Origin of the sequence: Roseateles saccharophilus, from assembly GCF_031458095.1 — a bacterium.
GTDB lineage: Bacteria > Pseudomonadota > Gammaproteobacteria > Burkholderiales > Burkholderiaceae_C > Pelomonas > Pelomonas saccharophila_A.
The window spans coordinates 354358-379409 of the sequence record NZ_JAVDXU010000003.1; the positions used below are offsets into that span (position 1 = coordinate 354358).

Annotated in this window: 23 protein-coding genes; 5 read left to right on the plus strand and 18 right to left on the minus strand. The window is 70.4% G+C overall.

Features of this window, described 5'->3' with window-relative positions; translation table 11 throughout:
- Positions 1 to 36 precede the first annotated feature (36 nt).
- Genes J2X20_RS20640 through J2X20_RS20665 form a run of 6 tightly spaced genes read right to left on the minus strand, consistent with a single transcriptional unit; the run spans position 37 to position 5566 of the window.
- Entirely contained in the window at positions 37 to 2025 is a 1989-nt protein-coding gene (locus tag J2X20_RS20640; RefSeq protein ID WP_310268769.1) for a hybrid sensor histidine kinase/response regulator, read from the minus strand.
- 2 nt (positions 2026 to 2027) lie between these two features.
- Positions 2028 to 2900, minus strand: coding sequence for a sensor histidine kinase (locus J2X20_RS20645; protein WP_310268772.1), 873 nt, complete (start codon positions 2898 to 2900; stop codon positions 2028 to 2030).
- A 15-nt stretch (positions 2901 to 2915) separates the two neighbouring features.
- Positions 2916 to 3908 carry an ATP-binding protein gene (locus tag J2X20_RS20650; protein ID WP_310268774.1) on the minus strand — a complete coding sequence of 331 codons (993 nt, stop codon included), beginning with the start codon at positions 3906 to 3908 and terminating at the stop codon, positions 2916 to 2918.
- 6 nt (positions 3909 to 3914) lie between these two features.
- Positions 3915 to 4328: an anti-sigma regulatory factor gene (locus J2X20_RS20655; protein ID WP_310268778.1), complete on the minus strand. Its 414-nt coding sequence runs from the start codon at positions 4326 to 4328 to the stop codon at positions 3915 to 3917.
- Positions 4303 to 4692, minus strand: a complete 390-nt coding sequence (locus J2X20_RS20660; protein ID WP_310268781.1) for an STAS domain-containing protein — start codon at positions 4690 to 4692, stop codon at positions 4303 to 4305. Before J2X20_RS20660 ends, J2X20_RS20655 begins: the two co-directional genes overlap by 26 nt.
- 1 nt (position 4693) lies before the next feature.
- Positions 4694 to 5566 (minus strand): STAS domain-containing protein, encoded by an 873-nt coding sequence (locus tag J2X20_RS20665; RefSeq protein ID WP_310268784.1) that lies wholly within the window; start codon positions 5564 to 5566, stop codon positions 4694 to 4696.
- A gap of 486 nt (positions 5567 to 6052) precedes the next feature.
- On the opposite strand from J2X20_RS20665, the gene J2X20_RS20670 reads away from it, so the two are divergent.
- Genes J2X20_RS20670 through J2X20_RS20685 form a run of 4 tightly spaced genes read left to right on the plus strand, consistent with a single transcriptional unit; the run spans position 6053 to position 8241 of the window.
- On the plus strand, positions 6053 to 6298 hold the full coding sequence (locus J2X20_RS20670) for a hypothetical protein (RefSeq protein ID WP_310268786.1): 246 nt from the start codon (positions 6053 to 6055) through the stop codon (positions 6296 to 6298).
- A gap of 19 nt (positions 6299 to 6317) precedes the next feature.
- Positions 6318 to 7091 (plus strand): S1 family peptidase, encoded by a 774-nt coding sequence (locus J2X20_RS20675; RefSeq protein ID WP_310268788.1) that lies wholly within the window; start codon positions 6318 to 6320, stop codon positions 7089 to 7091.
- Entirely contained in the window at positions 7088 to 7831 is a 744-nt protein-coding gene (locus tag J2X20_RS20680) for a GGDEF domain-containing protein (protein WP_310268792.1), read from the plus strand. Before J2X20_RS20675 ends, J2X20_RS20680 begins: the two co-directional genes overlap by 4 nt.
- Positions 7828 to 8241 carry a hypothetical protein gene (locus tag J2X20_RS20685; RefSeq protein WP_310268794.1) on the plus strand — a complete coding sequence of 138 codons (414 nt, stop codon included), beginning with the start codon at positions 7828 to 7830 and terminating at the stop codon, positions 8239 to 8241. The genes J2X20_RS20680 and J2X20_RS20685 overlap by 4 nt, the downstream gene beginning before the upstream one ends.
- Before the next feature lie 6 nt (positions 8242 to 8247).
- Here J2X20_RS20685 and J2X20_RS20690 read toward each other — a convergent pair whose 3' ends face one another.
- The 7 genes from J2X20_RS20690 to J2X20_RS20720 all read right to left on the minus strand — a co-directional run bounded on the left by J2X20_RS20690 (position 8248) and on the right by J2X20_RS20720 (position 19116).
- Entirely contained in the window at positions 8248 to 9405 is a 1158-nt protein-coding gene (locus tag J2X20_RS20690; RefSeq protein WP_310268796.1) for a lipase family alpha/beta hydrolase, read from the minus strand.
- Between the two features lie 255 nt (positions 9406 to 9660).
- Positions 9661 to 9795: a hypothetical protein gene (locus J2X20_RS20695; RefSeq protein WP_310268800.1), complete on the minus strand. Its 135-nt coding sequence runs from the start codon at positions 9793 to 9795 to the stop codon at positions 9661 to 9663.
- Between the two features lie 147 nt (positions 9796 to 9942).
- Complete coding sequence (locus J2X20_RS20700; protein ID WP_310268802.1) at positions 9943 to 12894, minus strand: EAL domain-containing protein; 2952 nt, start codon at positions 12892 to 12894, stop codon at positions 9943 to 9945.
- Positions 12891 to 13502 (minus strand): FecR family protein, encoded by a 612-nt coding sequence (locus tag J2X20_RS20705; RefSeq protein ID WP_310268805.1) that lies wholly within the window; start codon positions 13500 to 13502, stop codon positions 12891 to 12893. Before J2X20_RS20705 ends, J2X20_RS20700 begins: the two co-directional genes overlap by 4 nt.
- Positions 13503 to 13512: 10 nt before the next feature.
- Complete coding sequence (locus tag J2X20_RS20710) at positions 13513 to 16512, minus strand: CHAT domain-containing protein (RefSeq protein ID WP_310268807.1); 3000 nt, start codon at positions 16510 to 16512, stop codon at positions 13513 to 13515.
- A 73-nt stretch (positions 16513 to 16585) separates the two neighbouring features.
- Positions 16586 to 17749, minus strand: coding sequence for an MFS transporter (locus J2X20_RS20715; protein ID WP_310268810.1), 1164 nt, complete (start codon positions 17747 to 17749; stop codon positions 16586 to 16588).
- Positions 17746 to 19116, minus strand: coding sequence for a DNA recombination protein RmuC (locus tag J2X20_RS20720; protein ID WP_310268813.1), 1371 nt, complete (start codon positions 19114 to 19116; stop codon positions 17746 to 17748). Before J2X20_RS20720 ends, J2X20_RS20715 begins: the two co-directional genes overlap by 4 nt.
- Positions 19117 to 19399: 283 nt before the next feature.
- Between J2X20_RS20720 and J2X20_RS20725 the strand changes: the two genes are divergently transcribed.
- A complete protein-coding gene (locus J2X20_RS20725; protein ID WP_310268816.1) occupies positions 19400 to 20740 on the plus strand; it encodes an FAD-binding oxidoreductase in 1341 nt (446 codons plus the stop codon).
- Here the strand turns inward: J2X20_RS20725 and J2X20_RS20730 are convergent.
- Genes J2X20_RS20730 through J2X20_RS20750 form a run of 5 tightly spaced genes read right to left on the minus strand, consistent with a single transcriptional unit; the run spans position 20737 to position 24995 of the window.
- A complete protein-coding gene (locus J2X20_RS20730; RefSeq protein ID WP_310268818.1) occupies positions 20737 to 21534 on the minus strand; it encodes a hypothetical protein in 798 nt (265 codons plus the stop codon). The genes J2X20_RS20725 and J2X20_RS20730 overlap by 4 nt on opposite strands.
- On the minus strand, positions 21531 to 22511 hold the full coding sequence (locus J2X20_RS20735; RefSeq protein ID WP_310268819.1) for a 2-hydroxyacid dehydrogenase: 981 nt from the start codon (positions 22509 to 22511) through the stop codon (positions 21531 to 21533). The genes J2X20_RS20730 and J2X20_RS20735 overlap by 4 nt, the downstream gene beginning before the upstream one ends.
- Positions 22508 to 23833, minus strand: coding sequence for a sodium:proton antiporter (locus J2X20_RS20740; RefSeq protein ID WP_310268822.1), 1326 nt, complete (start codon positions 23831 to 23833; stop codon positions 22508 to 22510). The genes J2X20_RS20735 and J2X20_RS20740 overlap by 4 nt, the downstream gene beginning before the upstream one ends.
- A complete protein-coding gene (locus J2X20_RS20745; RefSeq protein ID WP_310268826.1) occupies positions 23833 to 24558 on the minus strand; it encodes a nitroreductase in 726 nt (241 codons plus the stop codon). The genes J2X20_RS20740 and J2X20_RS20745 overlap by 1 nt, the downstream gene beginning before the upstream one ends.
- Positions 24555 to 24995 (minus strand): acyl-CoA thioesterase, encoded by a 441-nt coding sequence (locus tag J2X20_RS20750; RefSeq protein WP_310268829.1) that lies wholly within the window; start codon positions 24993 to 24995, stop codon positions 24555 to 24557. The genes J2X20_RS20745 and J2X20_RS20750 overlap by 4 nt, the downstream gene beginning before the upstream one ends.
- Positions 24996 to 25052: the final 57 nt, after the last annotated feature.

Below are 25052 nucleotides of genomic sequence, written 5' to 3' on the forward strand. Positions count from 1 at the left end.
TTGTCAGCCAAGGGCGCGACAAGCGCCGCCGCGGTGCTAGCGCATGCCCGTGACGCGCAGGATCTGGGTCAGCAACTGCTGCGGGCGCACGGGCTTGCCCAGATGGACATCGAAGCCGGCAGCCAGCGTGCTGTCGCGATCGGTCTGGCGCGAGAAGGCGGTCAGCGCGATCGCAGGCAGCCGCGCGCCCCCGCCCTCGCGCTGGCGCAGCTCGCGGATCAGCTCGTAGCCGTCGCGGTCCGGCATGCCGATGTCGCTGATCAGCAGGTCGAAGCGGTTCACCGCCAGGCTCTGCAGCGCGGCGTCCACCGAGGCCTCGTGCTGGACCTGCACGCCCTGCTCGCCCAGGATCATGGACAGCATGGCGCCGGCCTCCAGGTCGTCCTCCACCAGCAGCACCTTCAGCCCCACCAGCGGCGTCGACGGCGCGCCCTGGGCGCCGAAGGCGCTGGCTGCGCCAAGATCGGCCGGCGAGGTCGTGCTGTGTTCCCCCGGCAGCCAGATGGCGAACTGCGCCCCCTGGGCGCGGCCGGCGCTGGCCACCGAGACATGTCCGCCATGCGCCTCGACCAGGTTCTTCACGATGGCCAATCCCAGGCCCAGGCCACCATGCCGGCGGTTGCTGGACGCATCGCTCTGGGCGAAGCGGTCGAACACGAAGGGCAGGAAGTCCGCGGCAATGCCCTCGCCCTGGTCGGCGACGGTGAGGGCCACGCCGCCCTCCTCGACCCGCAGCGTCAGCGTGATCTCGCTGCCCGCGGGCGAGAACTTGACGGCGTTGCCCAGCAGGTTCCAAAGCACCTGCTGGATGCGGGCGTCGTCGGCGTAGATCTTGAAATCCTCCTGCTGCAGGTCCAGGCGCAGGTGATGGTTGCTGCGCTGCAGCAGGGGCTGCACGGCCGTGACGCTGGCCGCGACGATGCTGCCGGCATCCACCCAGTCGAGGTTGAGCGGCAGCTTGCCGAGATTCAGGCGCGACATGTCCAGGATGTCGGAGATGAGCCGCGCCTGGATGACGGCATTGCGCTCGATGGCGGCCAAGCCGCGTTCGAGCATCTCGGGCTGGCTGCGCTTTTGCAGCATGTGGGCCCAGTTCAGGATGACGTTCAGCGGCGTGCGCAGCTCGTGCGACAGCACGGCGATGAGGTCGTCCTTGAGGCGGCTGTGGCGCTCGGCCGTGCCGCGTGCGCTGCGCTCCCGGTCCAGCAGCTCCTGGCGCTGCTGCGCCAGCAACAGACGCTGCGAGATGTCGGTCGCCACCAGCATCGCGATGCCGGGCTCGGTGTAGGTGGCGGCCGCCCATTCGATGGGCACGAGACGGCCATCCGGCTGCGCGAGCTGGAACTCGGCGTGCGCGCTTTCGGTGGACAGGCCGCTCACGAAGGCCGCCGCGGCGCCGGCGTCGGCCGCGGCGACGAAATCCTGCAGCACCCGCCCCGTCACCTCCGCCTGCGTGCGGCCCAGCAGGGCGAGCATGGCCGGGTTCACGTCCAGCAGCCTGCCGTCCAGCGTGTCCAGCAGGCCGATGCCGCTCGGCGCCCCCTCAAAGGCGGCGCGGAACTTGGCCTCGCTGTGGCGCATCGCGTCCTCGGCTTCGCGCGTGCGCACCAGGGCTTGGATGGTCGAGACGATGACGGCCGGCTCGACCGGATGCGTCAGGTAGGCGTCGGCGCCGGAATCCAGGCCACGCACCTTGTCCTCGTCGGTCAGATAGGCCGCGGTGAGGTGGATCACGGGCAGCTTGAAGGTGGTGGGCTGGCGGCGCAAACGGCGGCAGACTTCCAGGCCGTCGATGTCGGGCAGGTGGATGTCCAGCACGACGGCCGACAGGCTCTCGTCGGCCAGGGCCAGCGCTTCCATGCCGCTGGCGGCCTCGACGACGGGAAAGCCGGCCGCTTGCAGCTGGCGCACGGTGGCGTAGCGCCCGACCGGGTCGTCGTTGACCACCAGCACGCGATGGCGCGAGCGATCCAGCTTGCGCGGATCGGCGACGACGGGGGCGTCAGGCAAAAGCGGCCCGCTCATGATCAGCCCGCTGCCTCCGGCCCCTCGGCCAGCCTCAGCGGTACGGTGACGGAGAAGATCGAGCCGCTGCCGGTCGCGCTCTGCAGGGCGATGCTGCCGCCCAGCAGCTCGGCCAGGCGCTTGCTCAACGACAGTCCCAGGCCGGTGCCGCGCAGGCGTTTCTGGGCCGGCGAGTCGAGCTGGGAGAAGTCCTGGAAGATGGCCGAATGGAACTCGGCCGCGATGCCCATGCCGGTGTCTGCGACCGAGAAGGTCATGACCTCGCCCAGCTGCACCGCCGACACGCGGATCTCGCCCTTGGCGGTGAACTTCAGCGCGTTGGAGATGAAGTTGCGCAGGATCTGCGACAGCTTGCCGTTGTCGGTGAACAGCTGCGTGGCGCCCTGGGGTTCCTCGAAGATCAGCTGCACGTCGGGGTTGACCAGCACCGGCTTGAACATGCCGCGCAGGGCGGCGAACAGATCGACCAGCTCGAACCAGGCCGGCGACACGTCGATGCGCCCGGCCTCGACCTTGGCCAGGTCCAGCAGGTCGTTGACCATCTCGGCGAACTCCTCCGACGTGGTGCGGATGAAGTTGATCTGGCGCTCCTGCTCGACGGTCAGCGGCCCGTCGACACGGTCCAGCAGCAGGCGTGTCAGGCTGCGGATGGACGAGATCGGCGTGCGGAACTCATGGCTCATATAGGCCAGGAAGCGGCTCTTCAGCTCGGTCGCCTGGCGCAGTTGCTGGGCCTGCGTGTCCAGCTCGGCATACAGGGCCAGCACGCCGCCGTTGGTCTCGTCGAGCTCCTGCTGCAGCAGGATCACCTGCTGGCGCGCCTCATCCAGGGCCGCCTGCAAGGCAGTGACGTTGTCCGTGGGTCGTGCCTGCATACCAGGGTCTTGCCTTCAGTGTCTGCGGACGACGACGACGGTGGCGTCGTCATGGCCGCGGCAGTAGTCGCGGATGATCCAGCCCGCGATCACCATCGGCCCGCAGGCCATCAGGCCGGCCGCATCGGCCAGGTTCCAGCGCGACACGATGCCGTCGGTGAACAGCACGAGGATGGCGTGCTCGGGCCAGTCATAGGCCACGTCGCGCAAGCTGCGGATCTGCAGCCCCAGCGTGCCGGGCTGGGACATCAGGCCGCGGTCGCTGATGCCGTTGATCAGCCGGCCGGAGACATTGCCCGCGCCGGCAAACAGCAGCCGATCCAGCGAGCGCTCGATGGCGACGACGGCGACGGCCGCGCCGCGCGTGCTGCGCATGCTGGGGTGGGCATCCTCCAGCACGGCGGCAGGCGCAGCGGACGCGCAGCGGCGGAACAGCTGCAGCGCCAGGTCGGCGGCCTCGGCAGCATCGGGGCCGTGGCCCAGGCCGTCGGCCATCAGCAGCAGGGTGCGGCCCTCCTTCAGGCACAGGCCCCAGCTGTCGCCGGAGACGCGCTCCCCGGGCGCGGGCAGGCCGATGCCGGCCACGGTCAAGTCGGTGGCGGGCGCGGCCGCAGTCGTCGTCGCAGCCTCGAAGCGTGCGGCGATGACGGCACCGCGCTGCGGCTGCGAAAAGGCCGAGAAGCGATTGGCGATGCGCTTCACGGCGCCCAGCCCCGTCCCCGCGGAGCCCGCGGTGGAAAAGCCGTCCTGCAGGCAGCGCTCGACGTCCATGCCGGGCCCGTTGTCGAGCGACACCACCTCGATGGCCGTATCGCCGTCCAGACCCAGCAGCAGCGCACCGCCGCCGGCATGGCGGACAAGATTGGTGCCGAGCTCGGTGACACCCAGGGCCAGCCGGCCTGCGGCCGACTCGCCGAAGCCGAGTTCCGTCGCCAGCAACTGGGCCGCGCGGCGCGCCTCGCCGACCTGGCTCGCATCCGCGATGGCAAAACGTTGGAAGGGGCGCATGCCGGCCTACTTCCAGCGCGTGATGGTCACGCGGGTGCCCTTGCCCACGGTCGACACCAGCTCGAACTCGTTGACGAGCCGCTTGCTGCCCGACAGGCCCTTGCCCAGCCCGCCGCCAGACGTCCAGCCGTCCTTCATGGCCAGGTCCAGGTCGGGAATACCAGGGCCCTGGTCGACGAAGGACAGCGTCAGCCCCGCGCGGATGCCTTCCCGGTGCAGCTGCCATTGCATGTCGCCACCGCCGCCGTAGATCAGGGTGTTGCGCGACAGCTCGCTGGCCGCCGTGATCATCTTGGTCTGGTCGACCAGGGAAAAGCTCAACTGCTGGGTGAGCTTGCGCACCAGTTGCCGGCTGGTGACGACATCGTGCTCGGTGCGTATGGGCACGCTGCCCTCATTGCCCGCTGGATTCGTCGTCATGTAACTGTTCCCCGCTTGCTTGGAGCAGCAGTTCCATGCCGCGCTCGACGTTGAGCGCCGTGCGGACGCCATCCAGGGACAGCCCGAGCTCGACCAGCGTGATCGCGACGGCGGGCTGCATGCCCACGACCACCGAGTTCGCACCCAGCACGTGGGCGATGCTGGAGATGCTGGCCAGCATGCGCCCGATGAAGGAGTCGACGATCTCCAGCGCGGAAATGTCGATCAGCACGCCGGTGGCGCCGCTGCGCTCGATCCTGGCGGCCAGGTCGTCCTGCAGCGCCAGGGCGGTCTGGTCCATCAGGTCGACCTGGATGGTGACCAGCAGCAGCCCGCCGATCTGGAGGATGGGGATGCGTTGCATCTCACTGCGCCGTGGCGGCGGCCACCGGCTTGACGCGGTTGATCACGAAGCCCGCGCGCTTGAGCGCCACCGACAGCGCGTCGGCCAAGGTGGCCTTGGTGATGACGCCGGCCAGGTCGATGCCCAGGTGCACGATGGTCTGGGCGATCTGCGGGCGGATGCCGCTGATGATGCACTCGGCGCCCATCAGGCGGATGGCGGTCACCGTCTTCAGCAGATGCTGGGCCACCAGCGTGTCCACCGTGGGCACGCCGGTGATGTCGATGATGGCGATGGTGGAGCCGGTGTCGACGATGCGCTGCAGCAGCGCCTCCATGACGAGCTGGGTGCGGCCGCTGTCCAGCGTGCCTATCATCGGCGCGGCCAGCACGCCGTCCCACAGCTTGATGACCGGTGTCGACAGTTCCAGCAGCTCCTGTTGCTGGCGGGCGATGATCTCCTCGCGGGTGCGCTGGTAGCTCGTCACCGTGAACTGGGCCATGGTGTCGATCAGCGTCGACACTTCCCAGACGGCATTCACCAGCCCGTCGGACTCGTTGGCGAGGGTGTGCTGCAGGCCGGAAAAGACCGGTTTCTTCAGCGCCAGCACGAAGCGGCTGGTGTCGGCCGCCGAGGCCCCCTGGGCGGCGCGCGAGCGCGACACCGCGGCGAGGAACTCACGCACCTTCTCCCAGGCCGGATCATCGAACTGGTCGAAGCCGCCGTTGGCGCGCACGCCGGCGACAAAGGCATCCAGCAACTGCTCGGTGCCCTGGCTGTCGGTGCCAAGGCCACGACCGCCAGTGGTGGTGGCCAACTCGGCTCGCCAGCCGGCGAGGATCTGGTCGCGATGCTGCGACAGCAGCGACTCGACGGCCGCGGCGTTTTTCTTCATGGGTTCCTCGCATGACAAAAGGTGACCACCATTGGTCATGCGCGGGTCCGATGCCAGGCGCCGGCCATGCTAGCCCGCCGGGCCGGCCTTCCCTGTCAGACAAGGCGCCGAAACCTGTTCCCGGTCGCACGGTGATGACGCCGGTGTCAGACAACGCGAGATCCGGCAGGCAAGCCACCTCGGCCGCCTCGCTGGCATCTACACTGCAACATCTGCCGCGCGTCTGCTCACTGCCGCGGCAGCCCCAGCAGACCGGGCGCCACGCACCACCTCCGCGTTCCCATGCTCGCCGGCTTCCGCCGTCGGCTTCGGTTGTCATCTGCTTGCAGCGGCGAGCCCCACTTCCACCTCGAAGCCCGCTTCGAGTCGCCCCTTCCGGCACCGCGGCCCGCCCGCCTGGGCGCACCAACGCCGCCCTGCCCCCTTGATGACCTGCATGACAGGCCCGCCGCACGCGGCGACCGCTGCCACGCGCTGGAGAAGCTGATGAAGACAGCCCCGAATACCCCCGACACGAGACGCGACGCCCTGCGCGATGGATTGCTCGCCACCGTCGACCTGCTCAAGCGCCGCCGCGCCGCGGAGATCGCCGAGACGGCCATCGACGGATACGTCGCCCTGCACTGGCTCGAATGGCATGGCGGCTCGCTGCGCCTGACGACGACGGGCGAGAACATGTGCAAGCACCTGACCTCGCAACTGGACCGCGCCACGCCGCGTCCGGCGTATTGAAGCGCCGGCTGGCCGCCCGATGCCCGCGCCCGATCCGTTGCTGCTTGCCATCGTGCGCATCGGCACCTTCGCCGGCAAACGCGCGTTGACCGGCGCCAGTGGCTTCTTCTTCCGGCGCGAACAGCGCCTGTATCTGGTCACGAGCCGCCACGTCTTCATCGACGAGGAGGCCGACCACCATCCCGACCGCGTCGAGCTGGAACTGCACGCCGACGCCGGCAACCTGGCCGATGCCATCGTGCTGTCGGCCCTGCTCTACCGCGACGGCCGCGCCAATTGGCGCCAGGGCCGCGACGACGCCGGCGGCATTGATGTCGCAGTGCTGGAGATCGATGTCGCCGCCCTGCCCGGCAGCGTCCAGCTGACGGCCTTCACGCTGGAAAGCCTGCCCGGCAAGAGCGATGAGGTGCCGCTGGGCCAGGCCGTGCTGATCCCCGGTTTCCCGCTCGGCTTTCACGACGACCTGCACCACCTGCCCGTCGTGCGCCACGGCGCCATCGCCTCGCCCTATGGCTGGCGCTTCCAGGGCCAGGGCTGGTTCCTGACCGATGCACGCACCCATCGCGGCATCAGCGGCGCGCCGGTGGTCATGCGGGCGCCGGGCCGCAAGCCCCTGCCCTGGCTGCTGGTGGGCATCCATTCGACGCGCTTTGACATCGGCAACCGCGACCTCGCGGCCGACGAGTCCCTGGGCCTGAACGCAGCCTGGTATCCCGACATCCTCGCCACCCTCACCGATCCCTCACCACGCCGCGAGCCGGCGTCCAGACCGGCGGCGAAGGCCGCGCCATGACGCGCGACGGCGAGCAGAGCCGCCTGCTGGCGCTGGAGCGGCAGATCGCCGCTGCCGAAGCGACGCTGCTGGAATTGCAGGCCGCCATCCTGGAAGCCCGCAGCGAGCGCGGCCTGGTGGCCGCCGCGGACGCCCGCCTGGAGAACGAACGCCTGCAGGTGGAGAACCAGCTGGCGACGCGCGAGGTGGTGAGCGCCAACGCTGCGCTGCAGGTCGCCGTCAAGGCCTCGCAGACCGACTCGCTGACCGGGCTGAAGAACCGCGAGGTGCTGTGGGATCGCCTGGGCCATGACATGGCGCTGGCACGCCGCCATGGCCACCGCCTCATCATCTATTTCCTCGACATCGACGGCTTCAAGCGGGTCAACGACCAGCTCGGCCATGCCGTCGGCGACCTGCTGCTGCAGCATGCCGCAGCCGTGCTGCAGACCACGGTCCGCGGCAGCGACACCGTCTGCCGCATCGGCGGCGACGAGTTCGTCGTGCTGGTCGCCGCGGCGCGGCGCGAGGACGCGACCCAGGTCGCCGACAAGATGGCCCGCGCCCTGGCCGAACCCTGCCTGCTCGCCGGCCATCCGATGAGCATCTCCGCCAGCATCGGCTACAGCGTCTTTCCCGACGACGGCGATTCGCCCGGCGTGCTGGTGCACATGGCTGACGAGGCCATGTACCGCATCAAGCGCGCTGCCTCGCGCCTGCACCCGCCCCAGCCGCTGCTCAGCCGCCAGCAAATCTCATGACGACCCTGTACGAAGGACATGTTTTCACGCCGCGGGCGTCGGGAACGGGACCCTACTTCGGGCACTACCGCGTTGCGGTCCAGGGTTCGGATGCCACGGCCTCACCCTGGGTGGACCTGGCGAAATCATGGCCCACGCAGCAGCTGGCCTGCGATGACGCGACGCGGGCGGCGCGCTTTGCCATCGACGCCAGGAACTACGGCAGCGCATCGAGCCGGGCGGTGGAGGCCGCGGCTCGCGTCATGATGCTGGATGGCAATGCGTCCGGCTGGGCGGACGCCGTGAAAGCCCAGCGAGCGGCAGCGCGTGAGCGCGACAGCCTGGAAGCCCGGTTGCTGGGCGCCAGGGAAGCGCATTGGCCGGATGTGCTGGTGCATGACGATGGCGCCGGACCGTCGCGCAGCCGTTGAAGGGCCTCAGGCGAGCCACAACCGCAGCAGGCCGTAGACCTGAGGGCTGGACAGCAGTTCGAGGTGGCCTGTGTCCGGGACGATGGCCTGCAGCTCCGGGTCGAAGTCCAGGTGGCAATCGGCGTCGCCATGCTGGCCCAGCGCGCTGGGCACCGGCACCAGGCCATCGCCCGGCAGCCTGGCCTTGGGCTGCCCGGTCGCAGGGCCCAGGCTGGCGGCGACGGCAAAGCAGCGGGTAGCGCCGGGCAGTCCAACCTGGCCGGCGCGCTGCGTGCCGTCATCCCCCGAAGGCGCGCTCAGCACATTGCCCAGGCGCAGGTCGTTGATGCCGGCACTGCGCAACTTGCCCAGACGCGCCAGCGGCGCGGCATAGGGCGCGGCGCCAAGCAGCAGGTCGACATCCTGTCCGGCGCGCCCGAGCGGTGCGCCCTGGTGCGGCGTGCCCAGGCAGACCAGGTCATTCACCCGCCCCGGCCAGCGCAGCCCGCCGCGTTGCAGCAGGGCGCCGTGATGGATGGCGCTGCGCGCCACCAAGCCGCCCATGCCGTGGCCCATCATGGCCAGTCGTCCCACCGGCACCGGCCAGACGTCATACAGCCTCTCCATCATCTGCGCCAGGATGCGGCCGTTGGTCGACACGCTCAGGCCGCTGTTGTAGTGCAGATAGACCGGCGTGTAGCCCAGCTCGCGCGCCAGCGCCTCGCCGTGGTCATGGCCCGCCTGCTGCCACTGCAGGTCGTTCATGCACAGCTCGTGCAGCAGCACGAGCACCCGCGGCGTTGCGCCGGCGTAGTGCGAGCGCAGCTCGTAACGGTCCAGCAGCAAGGAGCCGCCCGAATGACGGAACGCCATCGGGATCGCCAGCGGGCTGCGGGTCGCGGCCAGATGATCGCCCAGCAGGCCGTTGAGTGCGGCCAGGATGGCCTCGCGTTCCGGGCCGCCATGCAGGTGGGGATCCGCAGCGGCCAGCGCCGCCGCCAACCAGCCGAGCAGGGTCTCGGCGCTGGCTTCGTTCGCCGCGGCCGCCCGGCCCAGCATGGGAAGCTGGGGCGGTGTCGCGACGCGCGACCGCATCGCCTCGACGAGGCCGGCCAGCCCGGCCACGGCCTCCGTGCTCAAACGGGCGGCACCGCGCAGATCGGCGGCCTGCAACAGCTGCGTCATGGCCGCGCCGCCGCAAATGCCGCGACATCGCCGCAGGCCTCCTTGAGCAGACCAAGGCGAGGGGATGGGGGAAAAGGCAAGGGACAGCTCCGTTCAAGGACTTGTCCCGTCAGAGGCGACGCTTCCGCCCGTGGCGCTTCAAGCAAACCGATGCGGGGCGATTTCACGTGCAGCGTGCCCCGATGCGACGCAATGTACCTGAACGGTTGCAGCAGAACGCCGAGCCAGCCGCAGCCGTTGGGGCTGCCGCCAGCCCTATTTCTTGCGCGGCGCGACGGAAATCGCCTCTGCGGCCTTCTCCGCCAAGGTGGCGGGAATCACCGGCAGGACAGGCGCATGCACCTTCTTCGGTTTCTTCTGTTCCTTGTTGCCGCGTTGACCTTTGGACATGGGAGCTTTCGTTGAGGGAGCGAGCACGGCGTGCCGCCAAGTCTTGCTTTTAGACCTGGGGCGCGCTGATGTCGGTGCGGCGGCGCACGGACCGAGCCGCGATTCGTGACCCGGGCGTTCGAGCCTGGATCTGGCGCTACGGTCTCGCTAGCGCCGCCACGGCGCGCTCTTGATGGCCTCCGTCGCCTGCGCCTGCGGCAATGCCTTGGCAAACAGCCAGCCCTGCCCCACCTGCACGCCAAGCTGCTCCAGCAGGGCGGCCTGCTTCTCGTCCTCGACGCCCTCGGCCAGGGTCTGCTTGCCCAGGGCCAGGGCCAGGCCGACGATGGTGCGCACGATCTCCTGGGCCTCGCGGCCGGCGGCCAGGCGGATGACGAAGCTGCGGTCGACCTTCAGCGTGTCGAAGGGGAAGCGGTGCAGATAGGCCAGCGACGAATAGCCGGTGCCGAAGTCGTCGATGGACAGCTTGAAGCCCATGCGTGCCAGCTCCTGCAGCACCTCGGCGCTGCGCTGCGGGTTGGCCATGGCCATGCTCTCCGTGACCTCGAGCTTGAGGCGGTGCGTCGGCACATCGCCCAGGGCCGCCAGCGTGGCGCGGGCGTCGGCCAGCAGTTCGATGTCACGCTCCAGCTGCACGCCGGACAGGTTGACGGCCACCTCGCCGGTGAAGCCCAGTGGCTGCCAGCGGCGCAATTGGGCCGCCGCCTCCAGCAGGGCCCAGCGGCCGATGGCGCAGATCTGGCCGCTGGCCTCGGCCACCGGGATGAAGTCGCCCGGCATGATCAAGCCGCGCTCCGGATGGCGCCAGCGGATCAGGGCCTCGAAGCCGAGCAGGGCTCGATCTGCGAGACGCACGAAGGGCTGGTAGTGCAGCTCGAACTGGGTGCCGCTCGCCAGGGCCGCGTCGATGGCGTCACGCAGCCAGCGCCGCGACTGCTCGACGAGCTGCTCGGCGGGGTCGAACTCATGAGTCTGGCCGGGACCGCCGGCCTTGGCGCGGGCCAGCGCCCCTTCGGCGGCGGCCATCAGCTCGTCGGCCGTCGCCGGACCATGGCGGCGCTGGGCCCAGGACAGGCCGGCCGTCAACTGCAGCATCGGCGTGGCGACATTGAAGGGCGACTGCAGCAGGGTCTGCACGCGCCGGCCCAGGTCAGCGGCGCTGTCGCCCCCGGCCAGCAGCAGGGCGAACTGGTCGGGGCCGATGCGGGCGACCAGATGGCGTGCGCCGAAGGCCGCCTTCAGGCGCGCACCCAGCTCGGTCAGCACGGCGTCGCCCACCACCGGACCCTGGGCCTCGTTGAGCGCCCGAAAGCCATCCAGGCCGAGCAGCAGCAGCCCGGTCTCGGGCGCCGGCACGCCGCTCAGCAGCTGGGTCAGCTGCTCGCGGAACAGCACGCGGTTGGCCAGGCCGGTGAGGCGGTCGTGCAGGGCGTCGAAGCTGATCTGCTGCTGCAGGCGCTGGCTCTCGGAGATGTCGGTCAGCGAGCCGGCCATGCGCACGGGCTTGCCGTCCTCGCGCACGGCCAGGCCGCGCGCCAGCAGCCAGCGCTCCTGGCCGCCTTGGTGGAAATGCAGCACCTGGTGGAACTGCAGGCTCTGCCCGTTCAGGTGGGCCTGCAGCTCGGCCTCGAAGGCGTTGCGCATGGCCGGCTCCAGCGGCTGGGTCCAGGCCTGGATGGAATGGCCCGCCTCGGCCGCCGACAAGCCCATCAAGGCCAGCCAGCGCGGCGAGTAATAGACCTCGCCCGTCGTCAGGTCCCAGTCCCACAGGCCATCGTTGGCGCCCTGGGCCGCCAGGGCATAACGCTGCTCGCTGGCAGCGAGCCGGCGGGCGGCCAGGCGGCGCTGGCCCTGTTCGATGCCGGCGCGCAGCGCACTGCCGCCCAGGGTCGCCAGGCCACAAGCCAGCAGCGGCGGTGCCAGCGCGAAGACGAAGTAATGGCTCTCGAAGGCCCATTGCACGCCGGCCAGCAGGGCCAGGGTGCCCAGCAGGATGGCAGCCAGGGCCATGCCCAGGGGCCGGCGCGCCAGCAGGGCCACGGCCGCGAAGGGCAGCAGCAGCACGGCCGCCAGCTCGGCCGCACCGCCCCAGGCCGGACGCACCAGGCTGCGGCCGGTCAGCAGGTTGTCGGTGACGGTGGCGATGCGCTCCATGCCGGGCAGGCGGGCATCGAAGGGCGTGGGCACATGGTCGCCCGCGGCCAGGGCCGACACGCCCAGCACCACCACGCGACCCTGCAGCTTCGCCGGGGCCACGCGGCCGGCCAGCAGGTCGTCGAAGCCGACGCTGTCGAAGCTGCCGGTGGGGCCGTAATAGTTCACGCCCAGGCGCGACAGCTCGTCCAGCCGCGACTGCAGCGCCTGGCCGACGCTGAACTCGGCGCCAAAGCGCGCCTTCGCCTGCTTCCAGTCGGCGCCGCGCGCAAAGGCCGCCAGGCGCAGCGGCATCGACGGATAGACCTCGCCATTCAAGCGCAGCAGCGGCAGGTCGCGGCGCATGCTGCCGTCGGCCTCGGGGCGCACGCTGATATGGCCCAGGGCGGCCGCCGCCTCGGCCAGGCCCGCCTCGGGCGCGACCAGGCGGCGCGGCCGGTACCAGTCCTCGCTGCGCGCCAGGGCGGCTTCGTCGTCATAGCGCAGCAGGGCCTGAGCCAGCACGGGCGCAGGCACGGCTGCCGCATCGGCCTTGCCGTCGTCGGGCAACGAGAAGGGAATCACGGCGCAGCCGCAGGCCTTCATCGCGGCAGCCAGCGCGGCGCTGCCTTCGGGCGTGCCGCCGCCGGGCAGCAGCAGGATGTCCAGGGCCACGGCGCGCGCGCCGCCCGCCTGCAGAGCCTGCACGGCGCGGGCCATCTCGGCACGGTCGGGCACGCGGCCGCCCAACGCCTCCAGCGCTGCGTCGTCCACCCGCACCAGCAGCAGGGGCAGTTCGGTGCCCGGCGCGAGTTCGCCGCGCCAGCGCGTCTGCCAGTCCAGGGCCCATTGGTCGGGGCGCTCGAGAACGGACACATTGGCCCGCGAGGCCAGCATGGCAAAGCCGAGCAGCGCGGCCGCGAGGCCGATCAGCAGATAACCGAGGCCGGACGCAGTGCGCCTCAATCCAGCGACCCCAGGCGCTGTTCCAGGCGGGCCACCTTGTCGGCCGTCCAGACCATGGCCGCGGCGCATTGGCTGGCATCGCAATGCGTGCCATTGAGCTTCTTCTCCAGCCGCACCGGGTAGCGCGGCTTGATGCCGCGGGTTTGCGGGCCGGCGGGCTCGACGTCGACCTCGCCGGTCTTCACGTGGACGGCGGTGGCGCGGTCGTCGCCGACCTCGACGCTGAACTCGGTGCCGCGCACGGCGGTCACGGCCGTGGGTGTGCGGACCTTCCAGGAGCCATGGCTCGACGGCGTCACGCGCTGGCCGATGAGGCCGGTCTCGAGCAGGAACTCGGCCGTGCGCGGCTGGCTGGCCGGCGCCGTGAAGGCCTCGATGCGCAGCTGGCTCTTGTCGGCCAACACGAGGACGGAACCGTCCGTGAACTTCAGCCGCACGCGGCCGGCGGCGCCGGTGCGCAGCGTGGTGCCGACGTCGAGCTTGTCGCCCACGGCCAGCACCTTGCCGTCGACTCGCTGGGCCTCGCCGCTGACCGCCATGACTTCGCAGGCCTGCTGCGCGAATGCGGCGGAACTCAGCAGGGACAAGCAAAACACCAGGGCACGCATTTCAAGACTCCTATCGACTCGGGTCGCCAAACAAGGCGTAGCCCGCCCAGTAGAACGGATGGGCCCAGCGCCCGCCACCGAGTTTTCCTTCGATCATCCCCATTTGCGCCATGCGCAGGGCCTCGGCACGCGGCGCATGGGCTGAGAAGGTGGCCGAGGTCAGCGCCGCGGCCGAGGCGGTTTCGACCGACCAGTGCGTGGCCAGCACCGAGCGGCTGCCGGCGAAGAAGAAGCCACGCACCAGGCCCGACATGGCCGCCCCGCCCTGCTCGCCCGCGGCCGTGTTGCAGGCCGACAGCAGCACGGCCTGGGCATTCAGGCGCAGGGTCAGCACATCGTCGAGCTCGAGCAGCGGCGAAGCGGTGGCATCGGCCCCGGATGCGAGGGCCAGAGCGGGCTTGGAAATCCCGGGCAGCTCGCCGGGCATCAGGCCGTGGGTGGCGAAGGCGACAACGCGGCGGTCCTGCAAAGGCGCGGCCAGCACGGCCTCGCGCGTGGCTGCGGCTCCCAGCAGCAGGTCGACTTCGGGCCTGGCACCCAGGGCCTTGGCCAGGGCCGTCAGTTCGGCGCGGGTCTCGGGCAGGGGCGGGATGTCGCCGTAGCTGAAGCCCCAGGCTGCGTCATATTTCGTGGCGGCCTGCCCCAGGGCCGCACGGCCCGCCTTGGCGGTGGACTTGAACTGCGGGTCGCCAACGCCGAAGAGGGGCTTGGCCGCCGGTGCCGGCGCGGCGGCGCGACGCAAGGCGAACAAGGCGCCCGCCGAAGGCAGCTGGGTGACGGCCATGCGGCGCACCGCGAAGGCGCCAGGCTCGGGCGCCGTCAGCGCGGTGGCAAACGGCATTGCCGCGAGAGCCCCGTCCGCCGCCACAAGCAGGCTCTTCACGTCGGCACCCGGCTGCAAAGGCACCACGAGCTCGCGCCAGACCTCATGCAGGCCGGCGACCGGCAGCGTCGGCGGGCGGCCGGTGCTGAGGTCCAGGGCGGTGCGGATCTGGGCGACCTTGTCGACCCAGGCCGCCGCGCCAACGCTGGACGCCGCAAAGCGCGTCGGTGCCCCTGGCGTGACGAGCCAGACCAGGGTCGCGCCCTCCAGCGGCTGCACAACCAGCAGGGCCTCGCCGGGCGACATCAGCTTCTGCAGCGCGGCGGGTGCCGGCAGCGTGGGCGTGACGAGATCGGCATAGGCCGGATAGGCCTTGGCGACGCGTTCGCGCTGGGCGTTCAGCGCCTCGCGCGCGGCCTGGGCCTGCTCGCGGCCCGCCTTCACCTGCTCGCGCACGGCGGCCAGTTCGTCGGCCATGGCCTTGAACTTCTTCTTGCGCTCGGCCTCGGGCAGGACCTTCAATTCGGCCCTGGTCTCCTCGCTGCTGTTGCGGCGGCGCAGCCGGTCTTCCTCGCCCAGCTGGGTGGCCAGGGCGCCGTTGCGCGAGCTGGCCGTGGCGCGAAGTTGGGCCTCTTCCTCCAACAGGGCGCGCAGGGCCGGCGTGGCCGCGAGCAGGCGGGCGGTGGCATCGGTCAGCGCGCGGTGGGCGGCGCCGGCCTGCAGGCGGTCGGCGACCTGCATGGCGCGATCGGTCCAGGCCGGCTCCAGAGCCTCGCCGCGCAGGGCCCGGGCGGCGATCTCACGCAGGAACTCGTCGAAGGCCAGGCCCAGCACGAAGCCGCGCGCGCCGTTGAGGTCCAGGTCCTGCCAACCGCCGGGGCTGTCGAGCAGGGCGGCGAACAGCGGCTGGTAGTCGCTCCAGGCGCCGGCCATGTCGCCCTTCAGCAGCCTCACCAGGGCGCGCACGCCGCTGGCCTCCTGGGTCTGCGGATGGGCCTCGCCATAGAGGCGCTGGCGGTAGCGCAGGACGCGGTCGACGGCCTCCAGGGCTTCGTCGAAGCGGCCGTTCTTGGCCGCCAGCAGGGCGCGCAGCCGCCAGTCGTTGGCACGCTCCTTGGCCAGGCTGTCGGCCGGCAGGCTGGCCAGGAAGTCACGATAGAAGGCATCGGCCTCGGGCCAGCGGCGCAGGCCGATCAGCGCCCTCACCTGCTCCTGGCGGGCCAGCCAGCGGGTGTGGCTGGCGGGGCTGGCGCCGGAGCGCTGCAGCATGTCGTCGCTGCGCTGGGCGTTCTCCAGCGCGGCGGCGTATTGGCGTGCGGCCACCTGGGCCTGGCCAAGGCGGTAGCTCCAGCGCGCACCCAAAGCGTCGCTCAGCTGGCCGGCCCGCCACAGCGCCAGATTGCCCTGGGCGACCTGGATGGCTTCGGGCGCGCGGCCGTGGCGCACCAGGGCATAGACCAGCATGCCCTGGGAGCCGTCATACCAGCCATAGGCGTCCTGCACCGCGGCGTCGCGCGGTCCCTTGGCCAAACGGCGGGCGTCCTCGACTCCCTTCTGGGCCAGCCGCACGGCCTCGCGCATCGTGGCGACGGCCTCGGCCAGACGCCCGTCCCAGCGCTCGATCTCGGAGCGCACCTGCAGATGCTGCACCTTCAGCCGCAGCGTCGCGGCGGGGTCGCCATTGCCGAGCGCTTCCTGCGCCTGCTTGACCAGGCCCTGGGCCCGCGACCACATCCGTTCCAGCATCGAGCGGTCGCGCGCCTGGGCCAGCGCATAGACCTGGCGCAGCGCGGCCTCGGCGCGGGCGATCGGCGCCAGCGTCCTGTCGCTGGCAAAGGCATCGGCCGCGGCCAGCGACTGGCCGGAACTGCCCCAGATGAATTCGGCGCTGAGGTAGTGACGGATCCAGATCTCGCCGCCAGGCTGGCTGCGGCCCAGCGTGGCCAGTTCGCGCAGCAGCTCCACGTATTTGCCGCGCTGCTCCAGGGACTGGGCCGCACGGGCCTGCTGTTGCAGCAGGGCATAGCGCGCCGCGGGTTCAGCGGGCAGGGGCAGGGCCAGCAGCGCCGAAGCCTCGGCCGCGGGCATCAGCACCGCGGGCGAATCCGCCGCGTCCTCCTCGTCGACCTGGGCCACGGCGGTCGTCGCCGCCAGCACGCCGGCCACCAGCCACATCAGCTTGCGCATCCGCCACCTCCGGGGCCGATGCTATCGGCTGGCTCGGCTCGCGCGGGCCCCCGATCGCGGGGCCGGCTTCAGCCTAGAGCTTGCGCGCCGGCCACTGCGCCGCCAACAGTGCGGCAGCCATGACCCACATCGGCGCCGTCAGGGCCGTCGCCGCGGCCAGCATGCCGAAACCGACCGGCATGCCGACCGTGGCGCCATTCAGCGTCAGCATGCGCAGGCCCAGGGCCTGGCCATGGCGCTCGGGCGGCGTCGCGCGGTGCAGCATGGCCAGCACCATGGGCTGCACCGAGCCCAGGGCCACGCCCAGCAGGGCCGAACCGCACATCAGGCCCAGGGTGCCGGGCAGCCAGGCATAGGCGATGAAGGTCAACATGGCGACCACCATGGCGGCACGCAGGGCCTTGGCCTCGTCGATGTCGTCGGCGAAGCGCACGATGGCCAGGCGCACGACGGTGGCCGCCGCGGCGAAGCTGCCCAGCACCACGCCGATGCTGGACGCCGACAGGCCACGAGCATGGCCGACCACGGGGACGACGAAGCTGTGCGCGTCCCAGCCTGCCGACAGCGCCAGGTTGACCAGCAGCAGGCGGCGGTAGGCCGGCAGGCGGAACAGGTCCCAGGCGGCCGGCTCGCGAAAGCTCTTGGTGTAGACCGCCGGCGGGTTGCGCGGCACCTTGCGCGCCAGGGCCCAGGCCAGCAGCGGCAGCAGGGTCGCGAAGCCAAAGGCGGCCGTCATGCCGACGTGGTCGATCAGCAGGCCGGCAATGATGGGCGACAGCGCATTGGACAGGGCCGGGCCCAGGGCCATCCAGCTGAAGATCTTCTTCAGCTCGCCGGGCTCCTCGGCCATCAGACCGGCCTCGCGCTGCAGGGCCACGGCCGCCACGGCGACGGCGCCGCCGCACAGCAGGCAACCGGTGGCGATGGCCCAGAGCTTGGGAATGAGGAGGGCCAGCAGCGCGCCGGCAAAGGCCAGGGCCACGCCGATGCCGACGGGGCGGTGAAAGCCGTGCCGGTCAGCCAGCCGGCCAGCCCACAGCGACAACACGATGGGGGCGACGGCGAAGAGGCTGAGCAGCATGCCCACCGAGGCCTCGCCATAGCCCTGCTTCAGCACCCACAGGCTGGCCGTCACCCGCGTGGTGGCCATGCAGGCATGCACGCAGATCATGGTGGCGATCAGCCACCAGAACGCATCGCGCAGATTCTTCTTCGGCGCTGCGGCGGTGTCGGTCACTCGGCGTCCTCGCCGAGGCTGAGCTGCAGCAGCTGCTGGGCCGCGTCGTCGGGCAGGGCTTCCACGCCCTTGAGCTTGCGCGTCATGGCGCGTGTGCGCACCTCGGCGGCGTCCAGCGTGTTGCCGGCTTCCTCGAGCTTCTTCTTGGCCTTGGCCAGCACCTCTCCGAACTTGCCGAACTCGGTCTTGACGGCGCCCAGCACCTCCCAGACCTCGGCGCTGCGCTTCTCCAGGGCCAGGGTGCGGAAACCCATCTGCAGGCTGGTCAGCGTGGCCAGCAAGGTGGTGGGGCCACACAGCATGACCTTGTGCTCGCGCTGCAGGCTCTCGAGCAGGCCGGGGCGGCGCAGGGCCTCGGCATAGAGACCCTCGGTGGGCACGAACAGGATGCCGAAGTCCGTCGTGTGCGGCGGGGCGATGTATTTCTCGCGGATGGTCCTGGCCTCCAGCCGCAGCCGGTTCTCGATGGCCTTGCCGGCGGCTTCGGCTCCCGGCGCGTCGGCGCGCTCCTGGGCGTCGAGCAGGCGCTCGTAGTCCTCGCGCGGAAACTTCGCGTCGATGGGCAGCCACAACGGCTTGCCGTCGTTGCGCTGGCCGGGCAGCGAGATGGCGAACTCGACGCGCTCGTTGGAGCCGGGCAGCACGGCCACATTGGAGGCGTATTGCTCGGCCGTGAAGACCTGTTCCAGCAGGCCCGCCAACTGCACCTCGCCGAAGACGCCGCGCGTCTTCACATTGGTCAGCACGCGGTTGAGAGACCCGACGTCGCGCGCCAGGTTCTGCATCTCGCCCAGGCCCTTGTGCACCTGCTCCAGGCGCTCGGCCACCTGCTTGAAGCTCTCGCCCAGGCGCTGCTCCAGCGTCGCGTGCAGCTTCTCGTCGACCGTGGCGCGCATCTGCTCGAGCTTCTTCTCGTTGTCCTGCTGGATGCTGGTCAGGCGCAGCTCGACAGTGTGGCGCAGCTCGGCCATGCGCTGTTCGTTGGCCAGGGACATGGCCTGCAGCTGCTCGCGCATCGCGTCACCCAGGCGCTGCATGGACTCGACCTGGGTCTGGGCGCTGCGCAGCGAAGCGGCGTCCTGGGCCTCGCGGGCGGCCAGGGCCTGCTGGGCCAGGGCGTTGTTGCTGCCCTGCAGGCCTTGCGCCAGCACCTGCTGGAACTGGGCCAGGCCCTGCACCAGCTCCTGGCGCGTGCCGCTGGCACTGCGGCCCAGCTCATCGCGCAGTTCGCGCTCCAGCCTTTCGTTGCTCTGCAGCAGCTCCGGCGCCACACCGGTTGATTGAGGTTTCTGGCGAGCCCAGATCAACACCAGCAGGATCAAAACCAGGGCCATCAGACCCAGCAGCAACACATCGAACAGGCTCATGCGACCCATTGTCACCCGTCACGCAATCGCCTTCATTGGTCCGACATTGGTATCACATACAGTCAAGCATCTGGTATTTCATTGGCATTGCGAGGCGATGATGGAGAGACGGCGTTTTGTTCTCGGCCTGGGCAGCGCGGCGGCCTTGAGCGGCTGCGGGGGTGGCGGAGGCAGTGGCAGCCCGGCGCCGTCACCGGCTCCCGCCCCTGCTCCGGCACCCGCACCTGCGCCCGCCCCGGCGCCCGACTGGGACAGCCTCTCCCGCCAGCTGCAGGGCCAACTGGTGCTGCCAGCCAGCGCCGATTTCGACCGCGTGCGCCGCGGCGCGAATGCGCGCTACGACAGCCAGCAGCCACTGGCCGTGGCGCGCTGCGCAAGCGCCACCGACGTGGTAACGGCCCTGGCCTTCGCCAGGCAGCAGAAGCTCGCCTTCACGGCCCGCAGCGGCGGCCACAGCTATCTCGGCGGCAGCACGGGGACCGGCCTGCTCATCGATGTGGGCGCCATGGACAGCGTCCAGCTTGAAGGCGAGCGCGCCACCGTCGGCGCCGGCGCCAAGCTGGTCGATGTCTACGACACGCTGATCAGCGCCGGCCGCTGCATCCCCTCGGGCAGTTGCGTCAGCGTCGGCATCAGCGGCATCACGCTGGGCGGCGGCATCGGCGTGCTGGACCGGGCCTATGGCCTGACATGCGACACGCTGCTGTCGGCCCGCGTCGTCACGGCCGATGGCCAGCAGCTGGAGTGCAGCGACACGCAGCGGCCCGACCTCTTCTGGGCCCTGCGCGGCGGTGGCGGCGGCCAGGTCGCCCTCGTCACCTCGCTGAGCTTCCAGACCCATGCCGTTGCGCCGCTGGCCCAGTTCGGCGCCAGCTTCGCCCTCAGCGAGCTGCCCGCCGTCATGGCCGCCTGGCAGGCCTGGCCACAGACCTTGCCGGACGCGGTCTGGGCCCAGCTCGCGCTGTCCACCCAAGGCGTCTATCTGCGTGGTGTCGCCATCGGCGATGTGGCGGCCATGCAGCCGCACTGGAATGGCCTGCTGGCCCGCATCGGCCGCACGCCCGGCGACGCCTTCCTGGTGGCACGCAGCTATCGCGACGTCATGCTGGGCGACTGCATGGCCTTCAGCCGCGCCCAGTGCCATCTGCCCAGCCAGAACGCCAGCGGCCAACTGGGCCGCGTCGCCATGGCCGCGAGTTCGGACTATTTCGACGCGCCGTTGAACGCCGCCGGCATCAACGCCCTCGGCGCGGCCCTGCAGCAGCGCCGTGACAGCGGCCGCGCTGGCGCCGTGCTGCTCAATCTGATGGGCGGCGCCATCGCGCGGGTCGCGCCCGACGCGACGGCCTTCGCGCATCGCCGCGCCCTCTTCAGCGCCCAATACCTGGCCGAACTCCCGGTCGGCACGACGGCCGCGACCCTGGACGAGGCCGCCACCTGGACCCACGGCATGCGCGCCACGATGCAGGCCTGGAGCAGCGGCGGCGCCTATGTGAACTACCTCGATGGCCTGATCAGCAAGCCCGCCGAGGTCTATTACGGCGCCAATCTGGCCAGGCTGCGCCAGGTCAAGCAGGCCTATGACCCGCTCGGCCTGTTCAAGGCCCTGCCGGACTTGGCCTAGGGCGCGACGAGAGGCGCCACGACGCGCGGCAGTTCGGCCTCGATGAGGGCCTCGAGGGCCTTGACGCGCTGCTCGGTCGTGATCGCGGCCCAGGGGTTGTTCGCGGCTTCGGCCGCGATCGGCAGGCGGGTCGCGACGGCCAGGGACTGCTCGCGCTTGAGCTTGAGGTCGCTGAGGTCGACCAGGGCGACGCGGATGGACACATAGGGCGCCAGCACCGGCAGCCCGGGCGCGCCGTCGAAGCCGATCTGGGCGCTGGGGCGCTGGTCCAGCACGAAGCCGGGGCCTTCCAGCGTCGCGAGGATGCGGCCCGGCAGGGCTGCGGCGAGGGCGGGCTCCTGGCGGCTGCGCGTGACCAGCAGCAGCTTGGCCGCGCCGCTCTGGCGCACCGCCTCGCCGAGCTTGCCTGGCAGGCTGAGCTTGCCATCGACGAACAGCAGGGCCGGGTCGCCGAACAGGCTGCGCGTGCTCGACGTGTAGAGCTTGATCTCGCGGTTCTTGCCCACGGCCTTGACGGCGGCGTCCAGGGACTGCAGCACCGCGTTGTCCAGGCCGCCGGCGGGCGAGGACGCCCACTCGCCGGACTGCACCGTGTCGCCGCGCGCCGGGCTCAGGCTGAGCAGCTGCACGCTGTCGCCCAGCAGGGACAGGGCCGCGAACTTGTTGGGGTCGCGCGGGGTCTTGTCCTCGACGGCGGGCGCGGCTGGCGGGGGCGGTGGGGCCTTGTTCTTCAGCGACTGGCCAAAGGCGATGGCGGGCAGCAGGGCAAGCAGGCAGAGCAGGCGGCGGTTCATGCGTTGAGGACCTGGGGGTTCAGCGGCGTCAGCGGCGGACGCGAAGTGAGGGCCGCAACGAGATTGTCGGCGGCCAGCTGGGCCATCGCGATGCGCGTGGGCAGGGTGGCGCTGCCGATATGGGGCGTCAGGACGACATTGGGCAGGGTCAGCAAAGCGGGGTTCACGCGCGGCTCGCCTTCAAAGACATCCAGGCCCGCCGCGGCGATGCGCTGTTCGCGCAGCGCTGCGGCCAGCGCGTCTTCGTCGACGATGCCGCCCCGCGCAATGTTGACCAGGGTCGCCGTCGGCTTCATCAGCGCCAGCTCGGCCGCGGCGATGCAATGGTGGGATTCGGCCGAATAGGGCAGCACCAGGACCAGGTGATCGGCCTGGCGCAGCAACTCGTCCTTGCTCAGATAGCGGGCGCCGAGTTCGGCCTCGGCATCGGCCGGCAGCCGCGAACGGTTGTGATACGCCACCTGCATGCCAAAGCCGAAACGGCCGCGGCGCGCGATGGCCTGGCCGATGCGGCCCATGCCGAGTATGCCCAGCGTCGTGCCGTGCACCTCCTGGCCGGCCAGGAAATCCCAGGACCAGCTCTTCCACCCGCCATCGCGCAGCAGGCGTTCGCCCTCGCTCATGCGCCGGGCCGTGGCCATCAGCAGCGCAAAGCCGAGGTCGGCCGTCGTCTCGGTCAGCACATCGGGCGTGTTGGTGACGAGGACGCCGCGCGCCGTGCAGGCCGCCAGGTCGATGTGGTTGTAGCCCACGCTCATGGTGCAGACGGCCTTGAGGCCAGTGCAGGCGTCCAGCAGCTCGGCGCTGATGCGCTCGGTGCCGGTGATGTAGGCGCCGGCCTTGCCTTGCAGACGGGCGCGCAGTTCGTCCGGCGCCAGCGGTGCTTCGCCGGGGTGGTAGTCCACGTCGAAATGCGCCGAGAGTTTCTCGACCACCTCGGCCGGCGCGCGGCGCGCCACCAGAACCTTGGGCTTCATCGCATCCATATCCAGGCCATCACGAAAAGTAGAGGCAGCAGCACCGCACCCGACCAGAGCAGATAGCCGCCAAAGCTCGGCATCTTGACACCCCTCTCCTCGGCGATCGCCTTGACCATGAAATTGGGAGCATTGCCGATATAGGTCATGGCGCCCATGAAGACGGCGCCACCGGAGATGGCCGCCAGCACCGCGGCGCCCTCGCCCATCAGCTGCTGCGCATTGCCGCCGGCGAGGTTGAAGAAAGCCAGATAGGTCGGTGCGTTGTCCAGCACCGAGGACAGGCCGCCCGTCAGCCAGAAATAGGCCAGCGGCGAATCCAGCATGGCGGCCAGCGGCGCGAACACGCCGGCCGGGCCAGCCTTGAGCATGGCGATGACGGGCACCATGGTCAGGAAGATGGCGATGAAGAGCTTGGCCACCTCTTCCATCGGCGCCCAGCTGAAACGGTTCTTCTCACGCACGCCGGCGGGTGTCAGCCACAGCGAGGCGGCCGTCACGGCGACCAGGCCCAGATCGCGCACCAGGGCCTGCAGCGGCAGCGGCGTGCCCCAGAGGTCGAAGACGATGCCGGGCTTCCAGGTTCCGCTCATCAGCACCAGGCCGACGGCGACGGCCAGCGGCAGCAGATTGATCGTGCCCTCCAGTCCCAGCCTGGGCGCGTCGGGCGTGGGGTCGGCGGGCCTGATGCCTTCCTTGCGATACAGCCAGCTGTCCAGCACCCAGAACACAGCCAGCAGGCCGGCCAGCAGGAACAGGGTCTCGGCCCACAGCTGGCCGGCGGTCCAGAAGAAGCTGACACCCTGCAGGAAACCAAGGAAGAGGGGCGGATCGCCCAGCGGCGTCAGTGAGCCACCGACATTGCTGACGATGAAGATGAAGAAGACGACGACATGGGCGTTGCGGCGGCGGTTGTCGTTGGCGCGGATCAAGGGGCGGATCAGCAGCATGGACGCGCCGGTCGTGCCCATGACGCTGGCGAGCACGGCGCCGATCAGCATCAGGCCCGAGTTCAGCGCCGGGCTGCCATGCAGATTGCCGCGGATGAAGATGCCGCCGGCCGTCGTGTACAGCGCCCCGAGCAGGATGGTGAAGGGCAGGTATTCCTCGATCAGCGTATGCACCAGCACATGGCCCGTCTCGCCAGCGCCGAAGGCCAGTGTGAAGGGCAGCAGCAGGGCCAGCGTCCAGGCCGCGGCGATCTTGCCGAAATGGTGATGCCAGAAGGCCGGTGCCGCCAGCGGCATGACGGCGATGGACAGCAGCAGGCCTGCGAACGGCGTGGCCCAGCTCAGGCCGAGTTCGGCGCCGGAGAGCGCCATCAGTCTTCCAGGAAGCGGGTGAACTCGGCCACCGGCGCGCGCTCGGTGACCAGGCTGTTCTCGACCGCATCCGGGTCGGCATAGCCCATGGACATGCCACAGACCACCATCTGCTCGCTGCTCAGCTGCAGCTCCTCGGCGATGACGCGGTGGAACTGCGTGAAGGCGGCCTGCGGGCAGGTGTGCAGGCCGCGGGCCCGGGCCGCGACCATGATGTTCTGCAGGAACATGCCGTAGTCCAGCCAGGAGCCCTGCTGCATGACGCGGTCGATGGTGAACATCAGGCCCACGGGGGCGTCGAAGAAGATGAAGTTGCGGCCATGCTGGTGCTGCATGCGCGCCTTGTCGGTCTTGGCGATGCCCAGCAGCCCGTAGAGATCCCAGCCCACCTTGCGGCGGCGGTCGATATAGGGGCTGCGCCACTCGGTGGGGTAGTAGGCGTACTCCTCCTTGTGGGCGGCGTTCTGCTCGGCGTCAAGATAGGCGGCCTGGATGCGGCCCGAGATGCGCTTGAGCGCCGCGCCCGTCAGCACATGCACCTGCCAGGGCTGGGTGTTGGTGCCCGAGGGCGCCCAGGAAGCGACCTCGAGGATGTCCTCGATGGTCTGGCGGGGCACTGGCGTCGGCAGGAAGGCGCGCAGGGAGTGCCGGGTCTTGATGGCGGCGTCGACCGCAGCGGTCTGTTCGGAGGTGGGCGTGATGAAACGGGACTCGGGGCGGTTCATGGCGTCAGGGTCTTCAAGGTTTGCAGATAGGCGTCCGGCAGGGCGGCCACCGGGCGGCGGCTGTCGCGGTCGACGTAGACGTGAACGAAATGACCCCGCGCGGCGCAACTCTGCGCTCCTTCGGCGAACAGGCCGATCTCGTAGCGCACGCTGGAGCGCCCTTGCTGGGCCACGCGCACGCCGGCCTCGATGCGCTGGGGAAAGGCCAGTGACTCGAAGAAATTGCAATGCGTCTCGACGACCAGGCCGATGACGGCGCCGCCATGGATGTCCAGGGCTCCGGCCTCGATGAGGAGGCTGTTCACGGCCGTGTCGAAGAGGCTGTAGTAGACGACATTGTTCAGGTGGCCGTAGACGTCGTTGTCCATCCACCGGGTCGTCAGAGGCACGAAGCGGGCGTAGGCCTCGCGGCCATCGGGCTGGGGTCGGGTCGTCATGCGACCATTCTTCCATGCCCTCCCCTAGCGTCTGTTTTGTGCGGCATATGCACTTGC